General features: G+C 70.8%; 7 protein-coding genes. 6 read left to right on the plus strand and 1 reads right to left on the minus strand.

All coding sequences use genetic code 11. The features are described 5' to 3' along the window. Window positions 1–109 precede the first annotated feature (109 nt). From cobA to AOK08_RS23560, 4 genes are all read left to right on the plus strand, one after another. Window positions 110–1,366 (plus strand): uroporphyrinogen-III C-methyltransferase, encoded by a 1,257-nt coding sequence (gene cobA / locus AOK08_RS23545; protein ID WP_055529522.1) that lies wholly within the window; start codon window positions 110–112, stop codon window positions 1,364–1,366. A 65-nt stretch (window positions 1,367–1,431) separates the two neighbouring features. After that, window positions 1,432–2,331: a TrmH family RNA methyltransferase gene (locus AOK08_RS23550; protein ID WP_055529524.1), complete on the plus strand. Its 900-nt coding sequence runs from the start codon at window positions 1,432–1,434 to the stop codon at window positions 2,329–2,331. Window positions 2,332–2,515: 184 nt separating this feature from the next. Further along, window positions 2,516–4,537 carry a LodA/GoxA family CTQ-dependent oxidase gene (locus AOK08_RS23555; protein ID WP_055529526.1) on the plus strand — a complete coding sequence of 674 codons (2,022 nt, stop codon included), beginning with the start codon at window positions 2,516–2,518 and terminating at the stop codon, window positions 4,535–4,537. A gap of 29 nt (window positions 4,538–4,566) precedes the next feature. Beyond that, window positions 4,567–5,736, plus strand: coding sequence for an NAD(P)/FAD-dependent oxidoreductase (locus AOK08_RS23560; RefSeq protein WP_055529534.1), 1,170 nt, complete (start codon window positions 4,567–4,569; stop codon window positions 5,734–5,736). A gap of 76 nt (window positions 5,737–5,812) precedes the next feature. Here AOK08_RS23560 and AOK08_RS23565 read toward each other — a convergent pair whose 3' ends face one another. After that, window positions 5,813–7,225 (minus strand): serine/threonine-protein kinase, encoded by a 1,413-nt coding sequence (locus AOK08_RS23565; RefSeq protein ID WP_055529528.1) that lies wholly within the window; start codon window positions 7,223–7,225, stop codon window positions 5,813–5,815. 196 nt (window positions 7,226–7,421) lie between these two features. Between AOK08_RS23565 and AOK08_RS23570 the strand changes: the two genes are divergently transcribed. Then, window positions 7,422–7,655, plus strand: a complete 234-nt coding sequence (locus AOK08_RS23570; RefSeq protein ID WP_055529530.1) for a hypothetical protein — start codon at window positions 7,422–7,424, stop codon at window positions 7,653–7,655. Window positions 7,656–7,905: 250 nt separating this feature from the next. Continuing rightward, window positions 7,906–8,115 (plus strand): hypothetical protein, encoded by a 210-nt coding sequence (locus tag AOK08_RS23575; RefSeq protein ID WP_055529532.1) that lies wholly within the window; start codon window positions 7,906–7,908, stop codon window positions 8,113–8,115. Window positions 8,116–8,419: the final 304 nt, after the last annotated feature.

Below are 8,419 nucleotides of genomic sequence, written 5' to 3' on the forward strand. Positions count from 1 at the left end.
CACCCCACCCGCACCGTAAAATGCGCACGTCAGGACCCACGCCGGAGACAAAGCCACACGGCTCCGATCAGTCCGATCAGAACGACCCGCAAGAGGGAGCCGCACCCCCATGGCCGAACACCCCGCCTACCCCGTAGGCCTCCGCCTCACCGGCCGCCGAGTGGTGGTCCTGGGCGCGGGCCAGGTGGCCCAGCGCCGCCTCCCCGCCCTCATCGCGGCAGGCGCGGACATCCTCCTCGTATCCCCGGAGGCAACCCCCTCCGTGGAGGCGATGGCGGACGCGGGCGAACTCACCTGGGAGCGCCGCCCCTACGCGGACGGCGACCTCGCGGACGCCTGGTACGCCCTGATCGCGACCAGCGACACACAGGCCAACGCCCGCGCCTCCGCCGAGGCCGAACGCCACCGCGTCTGGTGCGTCCGCTCCGACAACGCCGACGCGGCGACGGCCTGGACCCCGGCCACCGGCCACAGCGAGGGCGTCACGGTCGCCGTCCTCACCACGGACGCCAAGGGCCGCGACCCCCGTCACACCGCCGCCATCCGTGACGCGGTCGTCGAGGGCCTGCGCGACGGCACCCTCGTCGCCCCCCACCACCGCACCCGCGCCCCCGGCGTCGCCCTGGTCGGCGGCGGCCCCGGCGACCCGGACCTGATCACGGTCAAGGGCCGCCGTCTGCTGGCGGAGGCGGACGTGGTCATCGCGGACCGCCTCGGCCCCCGCGACCTTCTCGCCGAACTGCCCCCGCACGTCGAGGTGATCGACGCCGCGAAGATCCCGTACGGCCGTTTCATGGCCCAGGAGGCCATCAACAACGCGCTGATCGAACACGCGAGGCTGGGCAAGCGGGTCGTACGGCTGAAGGGCGGCGACCCCTACGTCTACGGCCGGGGCATGGAGGAGGTCCAGGCGCTGGCCGAGGCGGGCATCGCCTGCACGGTCGTGCCCGGCATCTCCAGCTCGATCTCGGTGCCGGGCGCGGCCGGTATCCCGGTCACCCACCGCGGCGTCGCCCACGAGTTCACCGTGGTCAGCGGCCATGTCGCCCCCGACGACGAGCGTTCCCTGGTCGACTGGCCGTCCCTCGCGAAGCTGACCGGCACGCTGGTCGTCCTCATGGGCGTCGACAAGATCGGCCGGATCGCGGAGACCCTGGTCGCGCACGGCAAGTCCCCGGACACGCCGGTCGCCCTGGTCCAGGAGGGCACGACGGCGGCCCAGCGCCGCGTCGACGCGACCCTCGCGACGGTCGCCGAGACGGTCCGTACGCAGGACGTGAAGCCACCAGCCGTGATCGTGATCGGCGCGGTCGTGAACGTGGGCCCGGCCACACGTCCGGAGACGGGCCCGGAGGCATTGGTGTAACCCCGGGTAACACAATCTGCTCCCAGCCGTTGGCACCGCACCCAGGACAAGGCAGTATCACCCCTGTGGCCGATCTCATCACCGTCGAGGACCCCGACGACCCGCGCCTGCACGACTACACGGGCCTGACCGACGTCGAACTGCGCCGCAAACGCGAGCCCGCCGAGGGCCTCTTCATCGCCGAGGGCGAGAAGGTCATCAGACGGGCCAAGGACGCCGGTTACGAGATGCGTTCGATGCTCCTGTCCGCGAAGTGGGTCGACGTCATGCGTGACGTCATCGACGAGATGCCGGCCCCGGTGTACGCGGTCACCCCGGAGCTCGCCGAACGCGTCACCGGCTACCACGTGCATCGCGGCGCCCTCGCCTCCATGCAGCGCAAGACGCTCCCGGCGGCGGACGAACTCCTGCGATCCGCACGCCGGGTGGCGGTCACGGAGCCGGTCGACGACCAGGCCGACATCGGCGGCGCGCTGTTCGCCCCAGGTCCGCAGGACGACGCGGGTCAGCGGATCGCGATCTTCGAGGGTTTCGTCGATCACGCGAATCTCGGGGCCGCGTTCCGCAGCGCCGCCGCTCTGGGCATCAGGGGGATCCTGTTGTCGCCGGACTGCGCGGACCCCTTGTACCGGCGTGCGATCAAGGTGTCGATGGGTTCCGTCTTCTCGGTTCCCTACGCGCGGTTCGACGCGTGGCCGGCGGGGCTCGACGTCGTACGTGAGGCGGGGTTCGACATCCTCGCCATGACCCCGGACGAGAAGGCGACCCCGCTGGACCGGCTGGACCCGAAGTACTTCCAGAGGTGCGCCATCATGCTGGGGTCGGAGGGGCATGGACTGTCCACGTTCGCTCTCCGGGCCGCCGACGAATGGGTGCGCATTCCCATGTCCGCCGGTATCGACTCCCTGAACGTGGCGGCTGCTTCGGCGGTCGCGTTCTACGCGACTCGGTCAAGGCCCGCCTGAGCCGACTGCCGGATCCCCGGCACGACACGCGCGACACGCGGGACCCGGCACCCCAGGGTGCATCCGTACAGCCATCCGTACAGCCATCCGTACGGCTATTCGACGGGTCTCGACATTCGTCCGAAAATCGCATGATCTTACGTTTAGGATCGAACCCGGCGGTCCCACAACGGAAGGCTGTTCGATGGACGTCAAAATCGTGCAGGTCAAAATTCACCCTGCCATTGGTGTCGCCCGGGTCGGCAACAGCAAGGAAGCACCCTTCATCGGCCCGGAATCACCGGACCAGAAACCCGCGGACGTCGGCACGTACAAGGACGCGTCCGGAGCGATCCGGAGGCAGGCCGCCCGTTTCCGGGTGTACGGCTACAACGCGGCGGGGGAGGTCGTGCGGGAACTGAAGCCGGGCGATTCGGGTGTCACCGAGATTCAGTGGACAGTGCACCTGGCCAACAAGAAGGCCGCCTGGTACCAGTTCCATGTGCCGCTCGACATTCCCGAGGGCAAGACGCTCGCGGCGGACCAGTACGGCCGGCGAAACGCCGACGTCACGGGCGCCGACCGGAAGAAGCTGGTCATCGATCCCGGAAGCCGCACCGTTCGCGGCTCGATGACCGAGACGCAGAAATTCGATACCGGCAAGATCATGGACAAGGCGGTGTATCTCGGGGAGATCTCCACCCATTCCGACGGCCGCCTGATGGTGCTCGGCGGAAGAGGAAACTCCGCCTCCTACAACAACAGCCCGATCACCGGAGTCACGAACAACGACACCTGGTACGACGACGTCTCCGACGGCCCGGTGACGGCGAAGGTCCGTATCGACGGCACGGATTTGACCGCCACCCCTGCCTGGGTTGTGGTGGGACCTCCCCATTACGCCCCCGGCGTGAAATCCGTCCGCACTCTCTACGACCTGCTTTTCGATGTCTTCATCACGGCCGGTTCACTGACCCGCCCGCCGCAGATTTCGTTCACCGACCATATCGAACCGATTCTGCGCCGGTTCTGTGATCTGCAATGGGTGAACCATGGCTTCGCCACGCAGTTCGGCTGGAACGGCCCCAACTTCTTCCTCTCCCCGGAGATGCGGAAGCGGCTCGCCGATCCGTCCCAGCGGAGCCGGGAACTGCGCCGCCAGACCTACGTCTCCATGCGTGACTACGACCGCGACGGAACGTCCCCGCTGCCCTGGCCGTGGCTCTACGGCGACGCCATGGCCAGCAAGCCCAAGTCCGTGCGCCAGCACAGCAAACTGTCTCCGACCCAGGACTGGATGCTGAGCCGCTGGGCGGACGGCGCGTTCCAGGCCGGACCGCTGCGCCAGCCCCGGCCGACCGTGGACGGTGCCCCTGTCGCCGAGCAGCCGGGGCTGCTGGACCGGGCGGCCCTGGAGAGCTGTGCCGCCGACGCGTTCCACCCGGGTATCGAGGTCACCTGGCCGATCAGGTCCCCGAGCATGTTCAGCGCGCCCTTCCGCGTCAAGCACCGCGCGCCGAACACCGCGGACCCCGACTTCGGGCCCACCCTCACCCCGGAGGAGGCGGCCGCCGCGAACGGCCCGCTGTACGCGCAGGGCCCCGGCGACCTCACCCGCTGGATGGCCGCCCCCTGGCAGTCGGACACCGCGAGCTGCCGCTCCGGCTACGAGGTGCTGGCCAACCTCGGGCCCCGCTACAGCCCGTACCTGCCGACCTTCTGGCCCGCACAGGTGCCGAACCACGTGCTGAAGCTGGAGGACTTCGAGAAGGTCAACACACCGTCGGCCGACGGCGACGACAGCGCCCGGGAAGAGGCCTTCGAGCGGCGGGCGACCTGGCTGCGCGGTCTCACCGGCACCATGAACGAGCAGCGCGCGCAGATGATCACGGACTGGTCGAAGCTCGGCGTCGTCGAGGTGCGCGAGTACACCGTGGGCGACGGCAAGTTCCCCGACCGGATCCAGGTGGAGTCGCACCCGGCGGCACCGCTCGACCGGGCGCTGGACACGGCGAACCTCGTCAACCTCCACGTGCCCGAGGCAGGCCCGTCCGTACTGGCCGCCGCACGCGGAGCCTGGCCCGCGGACAGACTCGCCCCCGAAACCGTCGAGGCCGACCATGTGGCACAGGCGGTCAGCGCCGCGGCGGAGGCGACCGGCTACCGCGAGGAGGAGATCGCCGCCGGATACCTCGAAAGGCTCGACCCCTTCCGCGAGGACCAGTGAGCCCCGAACGGGCTCTCGACTCGGAACCCGTGGAACCCGCGGAACCCGCGGAAAAGTACGACGTGGTGGTGGCGGGTGGCGGTCCGGCCGGCTCCGCCGCCGCGCTCGCGCTCGCACGGGCGGGCCGCACGGTTCTGCTGGTGGACGCCGGCACCGGGCCACCGAAGGTCGGCGAGACGCTCGTACCCGCCGCGCGGGTCCTGCTCGCCGACCTCGGCGTCGCCGACCGGGTGCTCGATTCCGGGCATCTGCCCTGCTACGGCAGTCTTTCGGCGTGGGGCTCGGCCGACGTGCACGCCGTGGACTTCATCAACGATCCACACGGCCACGGCTGGCATCTCGACCGGCGGCTCTTCGACCGGCGACTGCGCGAGGCCTCCCGCGCGGCGGGAGCCGAGGTCGCCGAGAGCACGGCCGTACGCGGCACGACCCGGCGGCCGGACGGCGGCTGGACAATGACCCTGCGCGGCGGGACGGGCACCGCCGACAATCCTGGGACGGGTGGTGACGAGCGCACGGTGAACTGCCGCTGGGTGATCGACGCCACCGGCCGCGCCGCCGCGATCGCCGTCCGATGCGGAGCCCGACGACAGGTCCGGGACCGGCTCACAGCCCTCTACGCACCCCTGGAGCCGGACCCGAGTGACACAGACCGCCGTTCCCTCGTCGAATCCGACGAGGACGGCTGGTGGTACACCGCCCCACAGCCCTCCGGAGGCCGCCTGATCGCCTACTTCACCGACACCGACCTGCCCGCCGCCCCGTCCACCGCACGCCACTTCCACCAGCGCCTGTCGGCCACCCGCCACGTGTCCCGATGGACCCACCGTGACGGGCCCCCGCCCACACCAACAGCCACGCCACGCCGGGCCGCCGCGCACACAGCGCATCTGGACCGGGTGTACGGCGACGGCTGGACCGCCGCCGGGGACGCGGCGGTCGCCTTCGACCCGCTCTCCTCCCAGGGCGTCCTCACCGCCCTCTACACCGGGATGAGCGCGGGCCACGCCGTCGACGCCCACCTGGGCCACGTACACCCCGACGCGGACTCGGCCCTCGCCGCCTACGCACACCAGGTCGAGGCCACACGCGCCGCGTATCTGCGCGGCCACCGTCTCATCCACGCCCAGGAGACCCGCTGGACCCACCACACCTTCTGGGCACGCCGCCAGGCTCAAGGGCGCGGGGAACTGCTTTAAGCGGCGCGGGGAACTGCGCGACCAGCCACGACGAACCCCGCAGCCGACGCACCGGGCCGGGCCGGCACCGAAGGCCTCAGTCCGAATCCGAGCTTGACCGGGCCGAACCGGGCGCCACAGGCCCGTCACCCCCAGGCGTGTCGTCCGACCGCACCGGCTGCTCCTGCCGCTGCTGCTGCTTCCGCCCACTTCCACCGCTGTCGTCCCCGAGCCCACGGCTGGGCCCCTGGCACCCCTGAGCGGCGGCGATCCCCAGCGCCACCAGCAGAGTCACCACGACGAACACGAACAACCGCTGCCGCAGCAGCCGTGGATTGGCGGGCCGCCGCCCGGTTCCCGTGCCGCGAGGTGCCTGACGGCCGGTGCCACGGCGCGGGCCGGGACGGTTCCCGGACCCGGTCGTGCCGCGCGAGCCGGGAACGGGCCGCGTCCCGGAACGCGAGCCACCACCCCGAGACGGCACGGCCGCACGCGACCCGGACGTACCCGAGACAGACCCCTGCGGACGCCGCTGGGACTGTGACTTGGACGACGGCTGCGAGTGGGGCTGGGTCTGGGAGTGATAGGGGGGCCGCTGGTCCGGATAGCTCTCGGTGAGCCGTCCCGTCGGCCGCTCCGCCTCGGCCGCACGCGGCCCGGGCGGCCGTACGTCCGCCATGCCCTGCGCCTCGCGCGCCGCGATCTCCTTGAGCCGCAGCGACAGTTGGAGCGTGCTCGGCCGCTCCTCCGGATCCTTCGCAAGGCACGCCTGTACGAGAGGTGCCAGCGCGTCCGGAACACCCTCCAGATGGGCCTCCTCGTGGACCACCCGGTACAGCATCACCTCGGAACTGCCGTGCCCGAAGGGCGAGTCGGCCATCGAGGCGTACGCGAGAGTGGCGCCCAGCGAGAACACGTCCGTGGCCGGAGTCACCGCGGCCCCGCGCACCTGCTCGGGTGCCAGGAATCCGGGGGAGCCGACCGCCGTACCGACATGGGTGAGCGTCGAGGCCCCGGTCGCCCAGGCGATGCCGAAGTCGATGATCCGCGGCCCCTTCGGGGACAGCAGGATGTTGGACGGCTTGAGATCCCGGTGCACGACACCGGCCTCGTGGACCGCGACCAGACCCTCGGCGAGGGCGGCCCCGATGGAGGCGACGTCGGCCGCGCTGAGCGAACCCTCGTCGACGACCTTGTCGTGCAGGGAGGGCCCGGGCACGTACTGCGTGGCGAACCACGGCCGGTCGGCGTCCAGGTCGGCGGCGACCAGCCGGGCCGTGCACCCGCCCCTGATCCTCCGGGCCGCCGAAACCTCGCGCGCGAACCGCGAACGGAACTCCTGATCCTCCGCGAGATCGGGCCGGATCACCTTCAGCGCGACGCGCTGCCCCCGCTTGTCGGAGCCCAGGTAGACAACGCCCATCCCGCCCGCGCCGAGCCGTCTGTGAAGCCTGAACGAGCCGACGACACGCGGGTCCTCGCGCCTCAGGCGCATCATCGCCATGTTCATCCCCGCTGCCCGGTCCGTTTGACGAGCGACAGCTTACGTTTCCACGGCCGGGTGCGCGCAGAGGCCGCGCCCTCTCGGCCCGATGGATTGTCAGTGCCGGGTGGGAGACTTGAAAGGTGGTCAGGGAGCGCGCGAACAGGGCGGCTTGACGTCGCGTGTGATCCCAACCACCCGTCGCAGAAGGGGGATTGGACCCGTGAAGGGTGACCGCGTGGAGATAGTGGTGGATGCCGGGGACACGACACGTACATATGAGGTGGTGGCGAGCAGGGCGGGCCGCAGGGTGGAGACGGCGGTCCGCCGGGGCGTCGTGGAAGTGAGCGAAGTCACCAGGAACGGCTCGCCCGTCCGCACGGCCCGTTTCATGGCGAACCGGGTCCTGGCACTGGTCGAGCAGCCGGTACCGAGGGCGGACGGCCCGGAACAGTGAACAGCGGGGGCACACCGGGCACCCCTTCCGGGAAGACCCTGAGACCTAGGACCTCATCTCCACCCAGGGGAGTACTCCGCAGGCCACAGGTCATCCTCCGGGAGGCCCGGCAATCGGTACGAGGGCATGACGACCGGTGTCCGTCGGCGGCCTAGATTTGAGGTCAAGCGGCGGGTGCAGCACTCGTCCCCCGAGGTCAAGCACCCGCCGCTGCCGGCCAACAAGAGAACGGTCAGGAAGGAGAGGGACCATGGCCCACACGGCACCGCGGGCGGCGCTCCGCACACAGGGACGCAAGGCGTACATCGCCGCGTTCCGCCCACGCCGACAGGGCCAGCGCCACCCCCTGGTGGCGACGGCAATGGTCCTCCCCCTGGCAGCCCTGCTCGTGGTCGTCTTCGGCGGCTGGGAAGCAGTGGTCACACAAGCGTCGTCCGTGGGAGTGATGCTGGGGCGCTGAGCGGCGACCCCAGGCCCGGAAGAGCGGTCCGGGCGGGGACATCCACCCATGAAACCCCGTGGGGACGGGGGTGCGGCGGACGGCAAAAAATGCCCGCGCAGCTGGGGAGCTGCGCGGGCATTGCCTTTCCCTGATCCAGCAGCCCAACCGCCACCACACCCCGCCCGGCCTCCAGGACGAGCCCACCCAGCCATTTCCCGCCCACCCGGCATCCGAGGCCGAGGCCGAGGCCCGCTCGCCATCCAGCCCATCGAGCCTTCGAGGACGGGACCCGCCCCGGCACTCCCAGCCCGTCCGGCGTTTG

The organism is Streptomyces graminilatus (assembly GCF_001418565.1).
GTDB lineage: Bacteria > Actinomycetota > Actinomycetes > Streptomycetales > Streptomycetaceae > Streptomyces > Streptomyces graminilatus.